This is a genomic window from Mycobacterium sp. DL592 (assembly GCF_011694515.1).
In the GTDB taxonomy this organism is placed as follows: Bacteria; Actinomycetota; Actinomycetes; order Mycobacteriales; family Mycobacteriaceae; genus Mycobacterium.
Genome location: NZ_CP050192.1, coordinates 4,936,070 through 4,954,015, shown reverse-complemented (window position 1 = coordinate 4,954,015; position 17,946 = coordinate 4,936,070). Strand labels below are relative to the sequence as shown.

General features: G+C 68.7%; 17 protein-coding genes. 8 read left to right on the top strand and 9 right to left on the bottom strand.

The annotated features are described in order from the left end of the window. Position 1 precedes the first annotated feature (1 nt). On the bottom strand, positions 2-1,453 hold the full coding sequence (locus HBE64_RS23695; protein ID WP_167108035.1) for a CCA tRNA nucleotidyltransferase: 1,452 nt from the start codon (positions 1,451-1,453) through the stop codon (positions 2-4). An 88-nt stretch (positions 1,454-1,541) separates the two neighbouring features. Between HBE64_RS23695 and HBE64_RS23690 the strand changes: the two genes are divergently transcribed. The 8 genes from HBE64_RS23690 (at position 1,542) to HBE64_RS23655 (ending at position 11,998) form a co-directional block, all read left to right on the top strand. Continuing rightward, positions 1,542-2,339 carry an NUDIX hydrolase gene (locus HBE64_RS23690; protein ID WP_167108032.1) on the top strand — a complete coding sequence of 266 codons (798 nt, stop codon included), beginning with the start codon at positions 1,542-1,544 and terminating at the stop codon, positions 2,337-2,339. A gap of 2 nt (positions 2,340-2,341) precedes the next feature. After that, the gene (locus HBE64_RS23685; protein WP_243841434.1) at positions 2,342-4,678 is read left to right on the top strand and encodes a DUF6049 family protein; all 2,337 of its coding nucleotides are present in this window, start codon (positions 2,342-2,344) and stop codon (positions 4,676-4,678) included. After that, positions 4,576-8,082, top strand: a complete 3,507-nt coding sequence (murJ, locus tag HBE64_RS23680) for a murein biosynthesis integral membrane protein MurJ (protein WP_371744212.1) — start codon at positions 4,576-4,578, stop codon at positions 8,080-8,082. The genes HBE64_RS23685 and murJ overlap by 103 nt, the downstream gene beginning before the upstream one ends. Positions 8,083-8,127: 45 nt before the next feature. Then, positions 8,128-8,655, top strand: coding sequence for an RNA polymerase sigma factor SigM (gene sigM, locus HBE64_RS23675; RefSeq protein ID WP_167108026.1), 528 nt, complete (start codon positions 8,128-8,130; stop codon positions 8,653-8,655). A gap of 17 nt (positions 8,656-8,672) precedes the next feature. Continuing rightward, a complete protein-coding gene (locus HBE64_RS23670; RefSeq protein WP_243841432.1) occupies positions 8,673-9,188 on the top strand; it encodes a hypothetical protein in 516 nt (171 codons plus the stop codon). Between the two features lie 113 nt (positions 9,189-9,301). Then, positions 9,302-10,285: a thioredoxin-disulfide reductase gene (gene trxB, locus HBE64_RS23665; RefSeq protein WP_167108023.1), complete on the top strand. Its 984-nt coding sequence runs from the start codon at positions 9,302-9,304 to the stop codon at positions 10,283-10,285. After that, positions 10,282-10,614: a thioredoxin gene (trxA, locus tag HBE64_RS23660; RefSeq protein ID WP_167108020.1), complete on the top strand. Its 333-nt coding sequence runs from the start codon at positions 10,282-10,284 to the stop codon at positions 10,612-10,614. The genes trxB and trxA overlap by 4 nt, the downstream gene beginning before the upstream one ends. A gap of 136 nt (positions 10,615-10,750) precedes the next feature. Then, positions 10,751-11,998 carry an N-acetylmuramoyl-L-alanine amidase gene (locus HBE64_RS23655; RefSeq protein ID WP_167108018.1) on the top strand — a complete coding sequence of 416 codons (1,248 nt, stop codon included), beginning with the start codon at positions 10,751-10,753 and terminating at the stop codon, positions 11,996-11,998. Between the two features lie 7 nt (positions 11,999-12,005). On the opposite strand, the gene HBE64_RS23650 is transcribed toward HBE64_RS23655, so the two are convergent. The 8 genes from HBE64_RS23650 to rnpA all read right to left on the bottom strand — a co-directional run bounded on the left by HBE64_RS23650 (position 12,006) and on the right by rnpA (position 17,934). Beyond that, entirely contained in the window at positions 12,006-12,743 is a 738-nt protein-coding gene (locus HBE64_RS23650) for an acetyltransferase (RefSeq protein ID WP_167108015.1), read from the bottom strand. Positions 12,744-12,972: 229 nt separating this feature from the next. Further along, positions 12,973-13,941, bottom strand: coding sequence for a ParB/RepB/Spo0J family partition protein (locus HBE64_RS23645; RefSeq protein WP_167108012.1), 969 nt, complete (start codon positions 13,939-13,941; stop codon positions 12,973-12,975). Next, entirely contained in the window at positions 13,938-14,990 is a 1,053-nt protein-coding gene (locus tag HBE64_RS23640) for a ParA family protein (RefSeq protein WP_167108009.1), read from the bottom strand. The genes HBE64_RS23645 and HBE64_RS23640 overlap by 4 nt, the downstream gene beginning before the upstream one ends. Beyond that, the gene (gene rsmG, locus HBE64_RS23635; RefSeq protein WP_208300537.1) at positions 14,879-15,574 is read right to left on the bottom strand and encodes a 16S rRNA (guanine(527)-N(7))-methyltransferase RsmG; all 696 of its coding nucleotides are present in this window, start codon (positions 15,572-15,574) and stop codon (positions 14,879-14,881) included. Before rsmG ends, HBE64_RS23640 begins: the two co-directional genes overlap by 112 nt. A gap of 50 nt (positions 15,575-15,624) precedes the next feature. Further along, positions 15,625-16,170 (bottom strand): R3H domain-containing nucleic acid-binding protein, encoded by a 546-nt coding sequence (locus HBE64_RS23630; RefSeq protein WP_167108003.1) that lies wholly within the window; start codon positions 16,168-16,170, stop codon positions 15,625-15,627. A gap of 33 nt (positions 16,171-16,203) precedes the next feature. Beyond that, positions 16,204-17,280: a membrane protein insertase YidC gene (gene yidC, locus HBE64_RS23625; RefSeq protein ID WP_167108000.1), complete on the bottom strand. Its 1,077-nt coding sequence runs from the start codon at positions 17,278-17,280 to the stop codon at positions 16,204-16,206. Next, positions 17,273-17,587 carry a membrane protein insertion efficiency factor YidD gene (gene yidD, locus HBE64_RS23620; protein ID WP_167107997.1) on the bottom strand — a complete coding sequence of 105 codons (315 nt, stop codon included), beginning with the start codon at positions 17,585-17,587 and terminating at the stop codon, positions 17,273-17,275. The genes yidC and yidD overlap by 8 nt, the downstream gene beginning before the upstream one ends. Continuing rightward, positions 17,584-17,934 carry a ribonuclease P protein component gene (rnpA, locus tag HBE64_RS23615; RefSeq protein WP_167107994.1) on the bottom strand — a complete coding sequence of 117 codons (351 nt, stop codon included), beginning with the start codon at positions 17,932-17,934 and terminating at the stop codon, positions 17,584-17,586. Before rnpA ends, yidD begins: the two co-directional genes overlap by 4 nt. Positions 17,935-17,946 lie beyond the last annotated feature (12 nt).

Here is a 17,946-nt window from a genome sequence, read left to right as displayed (position 1 = left end):
ATCAGACGGTGGGCGTGCCCTTTGCGTTCCACCACGCCAGCAATTCGGCGACGGCCTCGTCGCGGTCGAGTGGGCCGCGGTCCAGGCGCAGCTCCCTGAGGAAGTTCCACGCCTCGCCGACCTGCGGGCCCGCCGGGATGCCGAGCAGCTGCATGATCTCGTTGCCGTCGAGATCCGGACGGACCCTGGCGAGATCCTCTTTGGCGGCCAGTTCGGCGATCCGCGTCTCGAGGTCGTCGTAGTTGGCCTGCAAACGCGCCGCACGCCGCTTGTTGCGGGTGGTGCAGTCGGCGCGGACCAACTTGTGCAGCCTGGGCAGCAGCAGGCCGGCGTCGGCGACATAGCGGCGAACCGCCGAATCCGTCCACTTGCCGTCGCCGTATCCGTGGAAGCGCAGGTGCAGGTACACCAGCTGGGAGACGTCGTCGACCATCTGCTTGGAGTACTTCAGCGCCCGCATCCGCTTACGGACCATCTTGGCGCCGACCACCTCATGGTGGTGAAAGCTCACCCCGCCGTCGGATTCGTGCTTGCGGGTGGCGGGCTTGCCGATGTCGTGCAGCAGCGCCGCCCAGCGCAGCACCAGGTCCGGGCCGTCGGGTTCTTCCAGCGCCATCGCCTGCCTCAGCACCGTCAAAGAATGCTGGTAGACGTCCTTGTGCTGGTGGTGTTCGTCGATGGCCATCTGCATGCCGCCGATCTCGGGCAGCACCACATCACCCAGACCGGTGTGCACCATCAGGTCGATCCCGGCCACCGGGTCGGCGCCGAGCAGCATCTTGTCCAGTTCCACGGCCACCCGTTCGACCGTGACGCGGGCCAGTTGCGGAGCCATCTCCTCGATGGCACTGCGCACCCGGTCGGCGACACCGAACTGCAGCTGCGAGACGAACCGCGCGGCGCGCAGCATCCGCAGCGGGTCATCGCCGAAGGACACCTCGGGGGCGGCCGGGGTGTCCAGGATCCGTTGCTCCAGCGCCGCCAGCCCGCCGAGCGGATCGATGAACTCCCCGGGACCGTCCGCGGTGATCCGCACGGCCATCGCATTGACGGTGAAGTCGCGGCGCACCAGGTCGTCTTCGAGGCGCTCCCCGTACTGCACCTGCGGATTGCGCGACACCTGGTCGTAGCTGTCGGCGCGGAAGGTGGTGATCTCCAGCCGCTGGCCGTACTTGCCCACCCCGACGGTGCCGAAGTCGATGCCGGTGTCCCACAGTGCGTCAGCCCACGACCGGACGATGCGCTGAACCACGTCGGGCCGGGCGTCGGTGGTGAAATCCAGATCCGTGGTCAGCCGACCCAGGAACGCGTCGCGCACGCTGCCGCCGACCAGGTAGAGCTCATACCCGGCAGCGTCGAACAGCACGCCCAGCTCGCTGAGCAGCTCACCTTGCCGGTTGAGCTCGACAAGGGCGCGGGCGAGGAGCTCGACGTCCTGAGAGGGGTGGGACACGTCGGGTCAGCCTAGTAGTCCCGCGGTCCCGGCTGCATCCGGCGAGTGCGGCCGGGACGGCCAGCACGTGCCAGCTACTATCGCTTGGGTGTCGGACGGCGAACAGGCCAAACCACGACGGCGCCGGGGTCGGCGTCGTGGTCGTCGCGCTGCCGGTCCGCCGCAGCACGTCGCAGCCGACAATCGCACACCGGAAGCCGCCCCCCCGCCCAACCCCGCCGCCCCTGCTGACGGCGCGAAACCCCGCACCGGCAAATCCAACCGGCCACGGCCTGAGCGCCGCGCCAACGCACGCCTGCGCACCGTGCACGAGACGTCGGCGGGCGGCCTGGTCATCGACGGGATCGACGGGCCGCGCGAAACGCAGGTGGCCGCCCTGATCGGCCGGATGGACCGCCGCGGCCGGATGTTGTGGTCGCTGCCGAAGGGCCACATCGAACAAGGTGAGACCGCCGAGCAGACAGCCATCCGCGAAGTGGCGGAGGAGACCGGGATACAGGGTCACGTGCTTGCCGCGCTTGGCAGCATCGACTACTGGTTCGTCACCGAGGGCATGCGCGTCCACAAGACGGTCCACCACTATCTGATGCGCTTCTCCGGCGGGGAACTGTGCGACGAGGACGTCGAGGTCACCGAGGTGGCCTGGGTGCCGCTGGACGAACTGCCACGCAAGCTGGCCTACGCCGACGAGCGGCGGCTGGCCGAAGTCGCCGGTGAACTCATCGAGCTGCTGCAGTCCGACGGGCCGGCGGCATTGCCCCCGCTGCCCCGCAGCGCACCCCGGCGGCGCCCGCAGACGCATTCGCACACCCGTAACCGTCGCTCCGACGAGGCCGGGCCGCGCCAGTCCGGCCCCCGGACGAACGGCTGCGGTCCAGGGACGTGAAGATGCCTGCCCAGGTAGCCGGCATACTGCGCTTGCTGGCGGCGCTGGCAGTGCTCGCCCTGCTGGTGCTGCCGACCACCATCGCTCCGGCAGCCGCCGGTGAACCCGGCACCACGCCCTTCCTGCAGGTGCGCATCGACACCGTCAGCCCCGACGTGGTGACCACCACCAGCGAGACGAGCTTCACCGTCACCGGAACGGTCACCAACGTCGGTGACCGTCCGGTCCACGACGTCGTCGCCCGCCTCGAGCACGCCGCCGCGGTCAACTCGTCGTCCGGGCTGCGGACCGCACTCGACGGCCCCACCGACCAGTTCCAGCCCGTCGGCGAATTCATCAACCTGGCCGCCGAAATCCCCCGCGGCCAGGCCGTCGGGTTCACGTTCACCTACCCGATCCGCGCCGGGGGCGTGCCGTCGCTGGGCATCGACCAGCCCGGGGTGTACCCACTTCTGGTGAACGTCAACGGCACCCCCGACTTCGGTGAGGCCGCCCGCCTCGACGACGCTCGCTTTCTGCTCCCGGTGCTCGGTGTGCCGCCGGACCCGGCCAACGCCGGCGGCGACTCGCTGGCCAACGTCGTCCCGCCCGATACCACCAAACCCGTTGCAGTGACCATGCTTTGGCCGCTCGCCGACAAGCCGCGGCTGGCGCCGGGGGTGCCGGGCGGCACCAGCCCGGTGCGGTTGATGAACGACGACCTTGCGGTGTCCCTGGCGGCGGGCGGCCGGCTCGACACCTTGCTGTCAGCCGCCGAGTTCGCCACCAGCCCGGCCGTCGATCCCGACGGCCAGACCGGCCGCGCCCTGTGTCTGGCGATCGACCCCGACCTTCTGGTCACCGTCAACGCGATGACCGCCGGCTACGTAGTCGCCGACGCGGCCAACGGGCTGGGCACCGCTGCACACCCCGGCACCGGGCAGGCCGCCGCCGTGGCGTGGCTGGACAAATTGCGCGGCCTGGCCAAGCGAACGTGCGTGACGGCCACCCCGTACGCCCAGGCCGACCTGGGCGCACTGCAGCGCGTCGGCGACACGGGCCTCAAGGTCGCCGCCACCGGTAACACCGGCGACATCGTCGACCAGATCCTCGGGGTGACGTCCATCAGGGGCGCGACGCTGCTCGGCGACGGCCCGCTGACCACGCCGGCGGTCGACCTGCTCGACGGGCAGGGCCCCACCGTCGCGATCGCGGCGGCCAGCATCACCGCCCAGGACTCCTCGACCGGCGAACCGATGGTCGCCGATGTGGGCGCGCACCGGTTGTCACCGAAGGTGGTGGTGGCGCCGTTCGATCCTGCGGTCGGCGCCGCGCTGGCGGGCGTGGGCACCGACCCCGAGCTACCGACCTACGTCGACTCCTCACTGCACGTCCCGCTCAACCACGACTCGACGGTGGCGCGCCGTCAGGATGCGATCGCCTCGATGCTGTGGCGGTCCCTGGCACCGGCGGCCGAGCCGCGCACCCAGATCCTGCTGCCACCGTTGAGGTGGAGCCCGCAGGCCGATGACGCCCAGGCGCTGCTGACCGCGCTGGCCACCACGATCCGCTCCGGGCTGGCGGTGCCTCGGCCGCTGCCGGCGGTCGTCAGCGAGTCGGCCGCGCTGCCGCCGGACGCCAGCCCCGGCCAAGCGTGGTCGGACGATGTCCGTGGACGGTTCGACGACGACGTGGTGGCCACGATTGCCAGCCAGGTCGGCAGGTTGTGGGGCCTGACCGCGGCGCTGACCACCGATCCGCGCACCGGCTTGACCGGTCAGCAGTACACCGCGCCGCTGCGTGAGGACATGCTGCGGGCGCTCAGCCAGACCGAACCCCCCGAGACGCGTAACGACCTGGCCCGCCAGCGGCTGGCAGTGGTGGGCAGGACCATCGACGACTTCTTCCGCGCCGTCACCATCGTGAACCCCGGCGGCTCCTACACGCTGGCCACCGAACACAGCCCGCTGCCGCTGGCCGTGCGTAACGACCTGGCCGTGCCGATCCGGGTCCGGCTCCAGGTCGACGCACCGCCGGGGATGAGCGTGACCGACGTCGGCGAGCAGGAGGTGCCCCCGGGCTACCTGCCGCTGCGCGTTCCCATCGAAGTGCACTTCACCCAACGAGTCGCCGTCGACGTCACCCTGCGCACACCCGACGGGCTGCAGCTCGGCGAGCCGGTGCGGCTGTCGGTGCATTCCAATGCCTACGGCAAGGTGCTGTTCGCGATCACGCTCGCCGGCGGCGCCGTGCTGGCATTGCTGGTCGGCCGGCGGCTGTACCACCGGTTCCGCGGCCAGCCCGACCCCGCCGACCTCGACCGGCCCCGGCGGTACAGCGACCACGGCGAGGACGCGTGACGCCGCCGCTGCGCCGGCCGGACCCCGGCACCCGCACCGAGCTGTCCGACTCCGCGGTGGTCTCCAGGTCCTGGGGCATGGCGTTGGCGACCCTGGTCAGCCGGATTACCGGGTTCACCCGGATCGTTTTATTGGCCGCCATCCTCGGTGCGGCGCTCTCGAGTGCGTTCACCGTCGCCAACCAGCTGCCGAACCTGATCGCCGCACTGGTGCTCGAAGCTACGTTCACGGCGATCTTCGTGCCCGTGCTCGCCCGCGCCGAGCGTGACGACCCCGACGGCGGCGAGGCGTTCGTCCGGCGGCTGGTCACCCTGGCCACCACCTTGCTGTTGGTCGCGACCGTCATCTCGGTGGCCGCCGCTCCCCTGCTGGTGCGGCTGATGCTGGGACGCGACCCGCAGGTCAACCAGCCGCTGACAACGGCCTTCGCCTATCTGCTTCTGCCGCAGGTAATCTTCTACGGCCTGTCGTCGGTGTTCATGGCAATCCTCAACAACCGCAACGTGTTCGGCCCGCCGGCGTGGGCTCCGGTGGTGAACAACATCGTCGCGATCGCGACTCTCGGGCTGTATCTACTTGTCCCCGGGCCACTTTCGGTAGACCCGGTGCAGATGGGCAACGCCAAGCTGCTGGTGCTCGGGATCGGGACGACCCTGGGTGTGCTCGCCCAGACGGCGGTGCTGTTGATCGCGATCCGGGCCGAGCGGATCAGCCTGCGTCCGCTGTGGGGCATCGACGATCGCCTCAAGAGGTTCGGCACGATGGCGGCCGCGATGGTGCTCTACGTCCTGATCAGCCAGATCGGATTGGTGGTCGGCAACCAGATCGCCAGCACCGCAGCGGCATCGGGTCCAGCGATCTACAACTACACCTGGCTGGTGTTGATGTTGCCGTTCGGCATCATCGGCGTGACCGTGCTGACGGTCGTGATGCCGCGGCTGAGCCGCAACGCCGCCGCCGACAACATCCCGGCCGTGCTGGCCGACCTGGCGCTGGCCACCCGGCTGACGATGGGGACGTTGATCCCGATCGTGGCGTTCATGACGGTCGGCGGCCCGGCGATGGGCAGCGCACTGTTCGCCTACGGCAAGTTCGGGGAGGTCGACGCCAACTACCTCGGTATGGCGATCGCCCTGTCCGCATTCACCCTGATCCCCTACGCCCTCGTGCTGCTGCAACTACGGGTGTTCTACGCCCGCGAACAGCCGTGGACGCCGATCCTGATCATCGTCGCGATCACCGCCGTGAAGATCGTCGGCTCACTGCTCGCGCCACACCTGACCGACGATCCCGAACTCGTCGCCGGATACCTCGGCGCCGCAAACGGAATCGGCTTCCTGGCCGGCGCCGCACTGGGTTACGTACTGCTGCGCCGGGCGCTGAACCCACCGCGGGGACGGCTGCTCGAAGTCGACGTGATTCGCACAATCCTGGTCACGACCGCCGCCTCACTGCTGGCCGGGTTGATCGGTTACCTCGCGGACCGGCTGCTGGGGCTGCAGGCGTTGACGGTGCACGGCGGCGGCGCCGGGTCGTTGCTGCGGCTGGCGGTGCTCGGCGTGATCATGCTGCCAATCGTGCTGGCCGTGCTGGTCGGCGCCCGGGTTCCCGATGCCGTCGCCGGGTGGCAGGCGGTCAAACGCCGGATCAGCCGCACCCCACCGGTTGCGGTGGCTTCGACGGCAACCGTGGACCGGCCGCGCGCGAACACCCACGTCACGTACCCTGAGCGCAGCAATTCGTCTGGAGCCGGGGCCCGCCCGCTCCGGTACGACCTTTCGGCGACGGTAGCCGGGGGGACGGGGAAAGGACCGGCGGTGAACGACCAACCCTCGGGCATGCCCCCGTCCGGTGACGCGACGACGAAGATCCCGCGGCCGCTCGCCGACGATTTCCAGCCGGACGTCACGACGAATATCCAGGTCGACGGGGCGCTCGAAGCACCGGCCAGCGGCGACGACATCGCCCTGATCCCCGGTGCGAGTGTGGCCAACGGCCGCTACCGCCTGCTGGTCTCGCATGGCGGCCCACCTGGCCTGCAGTTCTGGCAGGCGCTCGACACCGCACTGGATCGCCAGGTGGCGCTGACGTTCGTCGACCCCGACCGGACGCTGCCCCCTGAGCAGGTACAGGAGATCCTGGCCCGCACGCTCAAGCTCAGCCGCATCGAACGCCCCGGCGTGGCCCGGGTGCTCGACGTCACCAACACCGGCTCCGGTGGGTTGGTGGTGTCGGAATGGATCCGCGGCGGCTCGCTCAAGGAGGTCGCCGACACCTCCCCGTCGCCGATCGGCGGGGCCCGCGCCGTGCAGTCGCTGGCCGCAGCCGCCGGCGCGGCACACGAAGCCGGTGTCGCGTTGTCGATCGACCACCCCAACCGGGTGCGGGTGAGCATCGAAGGTGATGTCGCGCTGGCGTTCCCGGCGACGATGCCCGGCGCCACGCCTGAAGACGACATCCGCGGCATCGGTGCCGCCCTGTACGCGCTGCTCGTCGACCGCTGGCCGCTGCCGGAAGCCGGCACTCCCAGCGGTTTGGCGCCTGCCGAGACGGACCCGGCCGGCGAGGCCCTCGAACCTCGGGCGATCAACCGCGAGATCCCGTTCCAGATCTCCGCTGCCGCCGCTCGCTCGGTGCAGGTTGGTGGCGGAATTCGCAGTGCCCCAACGCTTTTGAACCTTCTGCAGCAGGCGACCGCGGTGGCTGACCGCACCGAGCTGATCGAGCCGGTCGCCGGCTCCGCGCCCGCCGCCCTCGGGACCGAAGACGAGCTCGAGGCCCAGGCCAGGCGCAAGCGCAATCTGCTCATCGGCATCGGGATCGGTGCCGGTGTGCTGGTGATCGCCCTGATCGTGCTGGCATCGATCCTCAGCAGCATCTTCGGTGACGTCGGTGGCGGCCTCAAGGGCGACCAACTAGGCCTCAACCCGTCGACCTCCCAGAGCCCATCCGCCGCCGCCGGCGACACTGTGAAATCCATTAAGGCAACTGTGTTTTCGCCAGCCGGTGGACCTGACAACCCGGACAAAGCCGGGCTGGCGCTGACCGGCTCCGGCTGGCCCACCGACACCTACACCGACCCGGTGCCGTTCCCGAACTTCAAGAACGGTGTCGGGCTGATGTTGCAGCTGCCCGAACCGACGAAGGTCGGGAACGTCTCGCTGACCGTGCCGAGCACCGGCACCCAGGTGCAGATCCGCTCCGCGTCGACCGCCAATCCGGCCAGCCTCGACGACACCACCGTGCTCACGCCGGCCACGACACTGAAGTCCGGCGCCAACACCATCGAGGTCAAGTCGTCGGCGCCGACGTCCTACTTGCTGGTGTGGATCTCCACGATGGGCACCACCAACGGTGAGAACCGCACCACGATCTCCGGACTGAGCGTCAAAGCCGCTTCCTAACAGGGGTGAAGTGCGGGGCTGGGCGCCCGCCCATAGCGTCCGGCCGTGACCAGCTTTCCCCGCAGTGACGCCGACCTGTTGGCTGCCCACGTCGCCGGCGACCGCTATGCGTTCGCCGAACTGTTCGGGCGCCACCAGCGCCGCCTCTACCGCCTGGCGCGGGCGACCACCCGCACCGCCGAGGACGCCGACGATGCGCTGCAGGACGCCATGCTGGCCGCCCACCGCGGGGCGGCCTCGTTCCGGCACGACGCCGCCGTCGGGAGCTGGTTGCATCGCATCGTCGTCAACGCCTGCCTGGACGGTCTGCGGCGGCGGCGACTGCCCACTGCGAGCGTCCCGGACGCCGATTTCGGGTCGGTCGGCGACCGCACCCCGCAGGTGGACACCGCGGTGACGGTGCGCCGGGCCCTGATGCGTCTTCCTGTCGGGCAGCGTGCGGCGATCTTGGCCGTCGACATGCACGGCTACTCGGTGGCTGACGCGGCCGCGCTGCTCGGCGTCGCCGAGGGCACGATCAAGAGCCGCTGCGCACGGGCCCGCGCCCGGCTGGCCGCTCTGCTCGACAACTGAGACGGCACACTGGTCGCGTGGAGCCCGACGACCGCCCCGACGCCACGCACACCGTGGCACCCCGGGCCGGTGCGCCCCACGCTGCGCACGCCGCGCGGCCCCCGGCACACACCCGCCGACTGGTGGCGGCCGTCATCGGTGCGGCCGCCGTATTGGCCGCCGTCGGCGTGGGGACAACCGCATTGCTGCGCTCCAATGACTCCACCCACAGTGCGCGCACGAGCGCGGAGACCATCACCGTCACCCCGACCGTTCCGCTGACGTCACGCGACCTGGTCGCACTCGTCGGCCGCAGCCCGGACTTCGGCCCGCTCACCGACCCCACGAAGCGGTCGTCCTGCCTGACCGGCCTCGGCTACCCGGGATCACAGCAGGTCCTGGGAGCCGAGCAGCTTCAGATCGACGGCCAGCCGACCGTTCTTCTGGTGCTGGCCGGTGAGAACCCCGACGAACTCGTCGCACTGGCCGTGGCCCCGACGTGCAGCTCGGTCACCACCGGGCTGGTCGCCGACACCACCGTGCGCCGCCCATAGTTCACGGCGGGGAACACCCGGGCCTACCCTGTTGTTTGACCAGGTGCCCTGGAGGCATCCGACGCGCAGGCATCGTCGCCCGCGACGAACGCGACCAGAGCAGAAAGGCTGGAATGAACGCCACCCCTACCGTGCATGACGTCATCGTCATCGGATCGGGCCCCGCTGGCTACACCGCCGCCATCTACACCGCGCGCGCCCAGCTCGAGCCCCTGGTCTTCGAAGGAACCTCCTTCGGCGGCGCATTGATGACCACCACCGAGGTGGAGAACTTTCCCGGCTTCCGCGCAGGGATCACCGGCCCGGAGCTGATGGACGAGATGCGGGAACAAGCGCTGCGATTCGGCGCCGACCTGCGCATGGAGGACGTCGAGGCGGTCTCCCTGGACGGCCCGGTCAAAGAGGTCGTGACCTCCGACGGCGAGAAGCACCTCGCCCGCGCGGTCATCCTGGCGATGGGTGCCGCCGCCCGCTATCTGGGCGTTCCCGGCGAGCAGGAGCTGCTCGGCCGCGGCGTGAGCGCCTGCGCCACCTGCGACGGCTTCTTCTTCAAGGACCAGGACATCGCCGTCATCGGCGGCGGTGACTCGGCGATGGAGGAGGCCACCTTCCTGACCCGTTTCGCGCGCAGCGTCACCCTGGTGCATCGCCGCGAGGAGTTCCGAGCCTCCAAGATCATGCTGGAACGCGCGCGCGAGAACGACAAGATCACCTTCCTGACCAACACCGCGGTGCTCGCCGTCGAAGGTGACACCACGGTCAAGGGACTGCGGGTGCGCGACGTCATCAGCGGCGAGGAGTCCACCCTGCCCGTCACCGGTGTGTTCGTCGCCATCGGCCACGATCCGCGTTCGGAACTGGTGCGCGGCGCCGTCGACCTCGACCCCGACGGATACGTCCTGGTGCAGGGCCGCACCACCTCGACCTCACTGGACGGCGTCTTTGCCGCCGGTGACCTCGTGGACCGCACCTACCGCCAGGCGATCACCGCCGCGGGCAGCGGCTGTTCGGCGGCCATCGACGCCGAGCGCTGGCTGGCCGAGGCACACGAATCAGGCAGCACCGATACCTCCGAGATGATTGGGGCACAACGATGAGCGAAGACAGCAGCACCGTAACCGTTTCCGACGACTCCTTCGCCGATGACGTCCTGGGCAGCAATACCCCTGTGCTGGTTGACTTTTGGGCCACCTGGTGCGGACCGTGCCGCATGGTGGCACCGGTGCTCGAGGAGATCGCGACCGAGAAGGCCGGCTCCCTGACCGTGGCCAAGCTCGACGTCGACGCCAACCCGGCGACGGCACGCGACTTTCAGGTGGTGTCCATTCCGACACTGATCCTGTTCAAGAACGGCGAGCCGGTGAAGCGGATCGTCGGCGCCAAAGGCAAGGCTGCCCTGCTGCGGGAGATCGCCGACCACGTCTAGGTCGAGACGAATCCGTTACGGGCGGCTTCGCCTGCCGTTTTCCGATATGGGCCCGGCTTCTGCGAGAATGCTGCCTAGCCTGTCTGCAAGCGTCAGCGCTGATAATCGCTGACCAGGTGACCGAAGGGCCGCGGGTATGTCGAGTCTGGACCACGGCGCCGGGGACGATGCCTCCTGGCACCGCGCCGGCCCTGGCGACCTGTTGCGCCGCGGTGACCGCGCCGGAGCTGTCGTCGAGATCAGGGCCGCGCTGGCGGCACTTGGTCTGTTGGAGAACCCGGACGAGGACCTCACCACCGGGCGGCACGTGGCCGCCGATGTGTTCGACGCCGACCTCGACGACGCGGTGCGTGCCTTTCAGCAGCGCCGCGGTCTGATCGTCGACGGAATCGTCGGCGAGGCCACCTACCGCGCCCTCAAGGAAGCGTCCTATCGGCTCGGCGCCCGCACACTGCTGCACCAGTTCGGTGCGCCGATGTACGGCGACGACGTGGCGACGCTGCAGGCCCGGTTACAGGACCTCGGCTTCTACACCGCCCTGGTCGACGGCTACTTCGGTCTTCAGACCCACAATGCGCTGATGTCGTATCAGCGCGAGTACGGTCTGTCCGCCGACGGTATCTGCGGCCCGGAAACGTTGCGCTCCTTGTACTTTCTGGGTTCGCGCGTCACCGGAGGCTCCCTGCACGCCATCCGCGAGGAGGAACTGGTCCGCCGTTCCGGCCCGCGACTCTCGGGTAAGCGCATCATTATCGATCCGGGTCGCGGCGGCAGCGATCACGGCCTGATCACCAACGGACCCGACGGTCCGATCAGTGAAGCAGATATCTTGTGGGACTTGGCAAGTCGGCTCGAAGGCAGGATGACCGCCATCGGCATGGAGACGTTCCTGTCACGGCCGTCCAACCGCAGCCCGTCCGATGGTGAGCGGGCCACCACCGCCAACTCCGTCGGCGCCGATCTGATGATCAGCCTGCGCTGCGAGACCCAGCCCAGCCCGTCGCCGCACGGCGTCGCCTCGTTCTACTTCGGCAGCTCGCACGGCTCGGTGTCGACTATCGGCCGCAACCTCGCCGACTTTGTTCAGCGAGAAGTCGTGGCGCGCACCGGTTTACGCGACTGCCGCACCCACGGACGCACCTGGGATCTGCTGCGGCTGACCCGGATGCCCACCGTGCAGGTCGACGTCGGCTACATCTCCAACCCGCGTGACCGCGCCATGCTGGTCACCCCGCAGACGCGGGACTCCATCGCCGAGGGCATCCTCGCCGCGGTCAAGCGGTTGTACCTGCTCGGCAAGAACGACCGGCCGACCGGAACCTTCACGTTCGCCGAACTGCTCGCACACGAACGTGCTGTGGAGCAGGCCCGCCCCGCCCTGTAGCGCGCGGCTATCCCCGAACTTCCGCGCCGGCACCGACCGGCTGCTGAAGTTGCGCGCTTTCGAGCAGTTGCTTGAGCGCGGCCTCCACCTCGGCTTTCCAGCCCAGGCCCTTGTCGAGTTCCAAGCGCAGCCGGGGGAAGTACCGGTGCGGCGCGACCACGGTGAAACCGGCGTCGATCAGAAAATCGGCCGACATCATGCACTGGTCGAACGAACAGTCCCCCAGTGCCTCGACGGCCGGCCGCAGCGCGGGGTCGACATCCTCGGGGTCGAGCTCGAGGAGCTCCGCGGACTCTTCCGTGCGGCCGAACGCCTCAAGTGCGCGCACGCCACGACGAACCAGTTCGCTGACCACTTGACTGAGCAACGAATGCGGCAGGCCGTCGACCTGGCCGGGCTCGGTCCCCATCGAGGTGAGCAGAACGGCGTCGGCACTCACCGGTCCGGTCGGGAAACGCTGCGCCCGCGGAACCGCGCGGGGCGGCGCGTAGAGGATGTAGCCCAGGCACGGCTCGTCCTCGTCGGCGTCACCTCCCTCGGCGGGTGCGGCGGCCGCGACCTGACCGCACGATCCCCACTCGAGCATGACCATCGAGAGCCACGCTTCCTTCTCGAACTCGGGGTCGGGCAGATAGTGCCCGGTGTCCAGGGTCGCCGGATCGACCTCCCAGAACACACATCGGCGGGCGTGCTTGGGAAGCTGCTCGAAACCGTCGAGCCGCAGCGGCTTGATGCGAACGGACACTAGCCTCCCCGGCTTTTCGGCGGTGCCGCGATGGACAACAGCCCCTCCAGGATAGGAGAGTCGGGCCGACGGCGGCCAGTGCCGGTCCGGCTACGTTCCTCAGCCTGGCGCAGTGGCGAAAGGTTCTGCAGCACTGTCGAATTCCCCTGTCGGTGGTGGCGGCCGGCAAACGCTAGACGACATCGGCGTCACTGTGACGTAAGTGCCCGGTGTCCTGGTGTGGTCGTTTTCAGCCCGCAGATGGGTCCATCATGCCGACGATTCGCTGCAAGTCCTCCACCGAGCCGAACTCGACAACGATCTTGCCCTTGCGCTTGCCCAGGCTCACCATCACCCGGGTATCGAAGGTTCCGGAGAGCCGCTCGGCGACCTCCTGCAGTCCCGGCATCTGGATCGGCTTGCGACGCGGCTGCGCCGGTGCCTTGCCGTCGCCCCGGTTGGCCAGCGTGACCGCCTCTTCGGTGGCTCGGACCGACAAACCCTCGGCGACGATCCGCGCGGCCAACTCCTCCTGCGCCTCGGGGCCGGCTTCCAGCGCGAGCAACGCCCGCGCGTGCCCGGCGGAGAGCACCCCGGCGGCGACCCGTCGCTGTACGGCGATCGGCAACCGGAGCAAGCGGATCATGTTCGAGATCACCGGACGCGACCGGCCGATCCGGGATGCGAGTTCGTCGTGTGTCACGTCGAACTCCTCGAGCAGCTGCTGGTATGCCGCCGCCTCTTCCAGTGGGTTGAGCTGAACCCGGTGGATGTTCTCCAGGAGCGCGTCGCGCAGCAGATTGTCTTCGGCCGTCTCGCGGACGATGGCCGGGATGGTCGCCAGCCCGGCCTGCTGGGCCGCACGCCAGCGCCGCTCCCCCATCACCAGCTGGTAGCGGGCCGGCTCGCCGGGTGCCGCGCCGGGAACCGCGCGCACGACGATCGGCTGCATCAGCCCGAACTCGCGGATCGAATGGACGAGCTCGGCCAGAGCCTCTTCGTCGAAGACCTGCCGGGGCTGTTTGGGGTTCGGCTCGATGGCCGACGGGTCGATCTCGCGGTAGACGGCACCGACGCTGTCGGTGTCGCTGGGTGCCACGCCGAACACTGCGTCGGCCGCCGCGTCACCCATCCGCGGACCGCCGTCAGCCGGGCTGGTGGGGATCAGTGATGCCAACCCGCGGCCGAGGCCGCCCTTGCGCCGCGATGGCTGCGTCATGCGTGTGCCTCTCCTGCTGCCGAGGGGTCCCGGGTTGCGAGTTCGCGACTGGCATCGAGATAGCTCATCGCGCCCCGTGAGCCGGGATCGTAATCGATGATCGTCATGCTGTAGCCCGGAGCCTCCGAGATCTTGACGCTACGCGGGATGACCGTCTGCAGGACCTTGTCGCCGAAATACCGGCGCACCTCGGTGGCGACTTGGTCGGCCAGCTTGGTCCGGCCGTCGTACATCGTGAGGATGACCGTCGAGACCCGCAGCCTCGGGTTGAGGTGGGCTCGCACCATCTCGATGTTGTTCATCAGCTGCGAGACGCCCTCGAGTGCGTAGTACTCGCACTGGATGGGGATCAGCACCTCCGGTGCGGCGACCAGAGCATTGATCGTCAGCAGGCCCAGCGAGGGCGGGCAGTCGATGAACACGAAATCGAAGTCGGACTCGTCGAGGGTGGCCAGGGCGGTGCGTAACCGGTTCTCCCGGGCCACCATGCTGACGAGTTCGATCTCCGCGCCCGCCAGGTCGATGGTGGCCGGCACGCAGAACAGGCGGTCACTGTGCGGGCTCTGTCGGATGGCGGCTTGCAGCGGGATCTCGCCGAGGAGGACTTCGTACGACGACGGGGTGCCGGACCGGCGCTCGGCGATACCGAGGGCGGTGCTGGCGTTGCCCTGCGGGTCGAGGTCGATCACGAGAGTCTTGAGGCCCTGAACGGCCAGGGCGGCGGCCACGTTGACAGCCGTGGTCGTCTTACCGACGCCACCCTTCTGATTGGCCACCGTGAAGACTCGGCGATGCTTCGGGCGCGGCAGCCGGCCCGTGGCAGTGTGGAGCACCTGCATCGCGCGCTCGGCCGCAGCGCCGATCGGAGTATCGAACTCGTCAGTCGACTTCCATGTTTCACGTGAAACATTTCCGCGGCCCCCGTCGGGTGGCACAGTCATGGTCTTCTTCTCTCCGCTGTTCGCGTCGGCCGCCGTCGGCCCGGTGCCCGCTCCCCCCGTACCGCGATCACCACGGTGACGGGCGGACTCGAATAGCTCACGCCACATCTCACCACCCTGATATCGGTTGCGCCTAGCGAGGCCATCGCCCGCTCGGCCTCAACGACTTCTTCCTCCGCGCGCTCCCCCTTCAGGGCCAGCATCCGGCCCCCGGGGCGCAGCAGCGGGAAGCTCCACCGAACCAGCTTGTCCAACGAAGCCACGGCACGTGACACCACGGCGTCGGCGCCGCCGACCGCTGCGCGCACACCCGGCTCTTCGGCGCGGCCACGGACGACCTCCGCCGCGACGCCGAGCTCTTGGACGGCTTGGGTGAGGAACTCGGTGCGGCGCAGCATCGGCTCGACGAGCGCGACATGAATGTCTGGGCGGGCGATCGCAATCGGCAAACCGGGCAGGCCGGCGCCGCTACCGATATCCGCGATCCGGGCATCCCGGTCAAGCAGCTCCGCAACGGCAGCGCTATTGAGGATGTGCCGGTCCCAGATCCTGTCGACCTCGCGGGGTCCGATCAGCCCGCGCTCGACTCCGGGTCCGGTGAGCAGATCCGCATACCGCCGCGCCAACTCCAGCCGGTCGCCGAATACGTCCGCGGCGGCGGCGGGAGGCGGCGGTGCGCCCGCATGTTTCACGTGAAACATCCTCCGTTCGCCCGGCCGCGCAGAACTACATCGATGTAACTTCAGTCCTTCAGGACGACAACGCGGCGAGACGGTTCGACGCCTTCGCTCTCGCTGTGCACACCGTCGACGGCGGCAACCGCGTCGTGGACGATCTTGCGCTCGAACGGCGTCATCGGTGCGAGCTCCTCGCGGCCACCGTTCTCGGCCACCCGGCGGGCAACCTTGTCCCCGAGGGCGGTGAGCTCCTCGCGGCGCTGGCGCCGCCAGTTGGCGATGTCGAGCATCAGCCGGCTGCGCTCACCGGTCTTCTGGTGCACGGCCAGCCGGGTCAGCTCCTGCAGTGCGTCGAGGATCTCGCCCTTGCGTCCGACGAGCTTGGCCAAGTCGTCACCGCCGTCGATGCTCACGACAGCCCGGTTGCCCTCGACGTCGAGGTCTATGTCGCCGTCGAAGTCCAACAGGTCGAGCAGCTCCTCGAGATAGTCGCCGGCGATCTCGCCCTCGGCGACCAAGCGCTCTTCGAGGTCTTCGGTCTTGGCCGGCCGCGCGTCGGTGTCGATATCTTCGGCAGCGTCAGTCAGTTCAGTGGTGTCCGCATCCGTCATGTGTCTCTCCCTCTTTCGCCGGAATCAATCCGGTCAACGTTTCTTCTTCCTGGGGCGCGCACCGGGCCGTGGAGTCGGCCCCGGGGTTGGCCCTGGCTTTGTCGCGGTGTCGGCGCCGTCGTCAGCCACCTCCGACTCGGCGGTAGTCGGCTCGTCGGTGAGGTCGCCCGTTCCGTTGCTCGTCGCCGCTCCGCCCTTCTTGGGCTTCGTCGGCTTGGCACCCGGCGCCGGGGCGTTGGCCGCCCGACGCGCCAGCGCTTCTTCCTTCTTGGCTTCTTCTTCCTTCTCGATCCGGCCGAACACGTAGTGCTGCTGGCCGAAGGTCCAGATGTTGTTGGACACCCAGTAGATGATGATCGCGATCGGCAGGAAGGGTCCGCCGACTACGACGCCGAGCGGGAAGACGTAGAGCGCGAGCTTGTTCATCATCGCGGTCTGCGGGTTGGCCGCGGCTTCCGGACTCTGGCGCGCCACCGAGGCACGGCTGTTGAAGTAGGTCGCGATACCGGCGGCGATCATGAGCGGCACACCGACGGCAACCACGGCGGGCCGGCTGAATTCGGTGAACGCGTCCAAGCCGGTCTTCTGGATCATGCTGGCGCCCAGCGGAGCACCGAAGAGGTTGGCGTCCAGGAAGTGCCCTACGTCGGTTGGGCTGAACACGTAATTGCCAGTAGCGCGATTAAGTTCGACAGAAAGCTTGGGCTGGCCGAAACCACCCTGTGTCCGGTTGAACGAGCGCAGTACGTGGTAGAGGCCGAGGAACACCGGGATCTGGGCGAGCATCGGCAGGCAGCCGAGGATCGGGTTGAACCCGTGTTCGCGCTGCAGCTTCTGCATCTCCAGCGCCATGCGCTGGCGGTCCTTGCCGTACTTCTTCTGCAGCGCCTTGATCTGGGGCTGCAGCTCCTGCATCTGGCGGGTGGTCCGGATCTGCCGGACGAACGGCTTGTAGAGCAGAGCACGCAGGGTGAACACCAGGAACATCACCGACAGCGCCCAGGCGAAGAAGTTGGTCGGGCCGAGGATCAAGCCGAACAGCTTGTACCAGAGCCACATGATCCCGGACACGGGGTAATAGACGAAGTCGAGGCTGAACCAATTAAACATGTGTGCTCCTGGCTTCGTGTCCGACGCACGTGTGGGTCGACTGCGGCTGGCGCTCGGGGATTGGATCCCATCCTCCCGGATGCCAGGGTCCACACTTCCCCAGCCGAACGGCGGTCAGCCAGCTCCCCTTGAAGAAGCCGTATTCAGCAAGTGCCTCCACCGCGTACTGGCTGCAGGTCGGCGTGAACCGGCATGTCGGAAGACGGAGCGGAGAGATGGTGTGGCGGTAGAGCTCGATGAGGAAGATCAGGCCACGGACCGGGGTTGTCCGAAGACGGGCGAGGCGGCCCGGACTCCGAGTGCTCACCGGTTCTTCTCCATCAGTTTGTGCGTGCGCTGCAGTCCGCTGCGCAACTGCTGTTCCAGCCGAGCCGAGACCGCCGTACGGCTGCTCGGCAGGGCGCGAACGACGACACGATCGCCGGGATCGAACTCGGCTATCAGATTGCGGGCCACATGACGCAGCCGCCGCGACACCTGGTGTCGTTGCACCGCCGAGCCCACTGACTTGGAGACCACCAGGCCGATACGGGGTCCACCGTCGTCCTCGCGTCGTGCGTGCACAACAATGTCCGGCTGCACCGCTCGTACCCCGTGCTTGACGGTGGCACCGAACTCCGCAGACCGTGTCATCCGGAACTGAGCCGGGAGCACGCCGCGCGATCC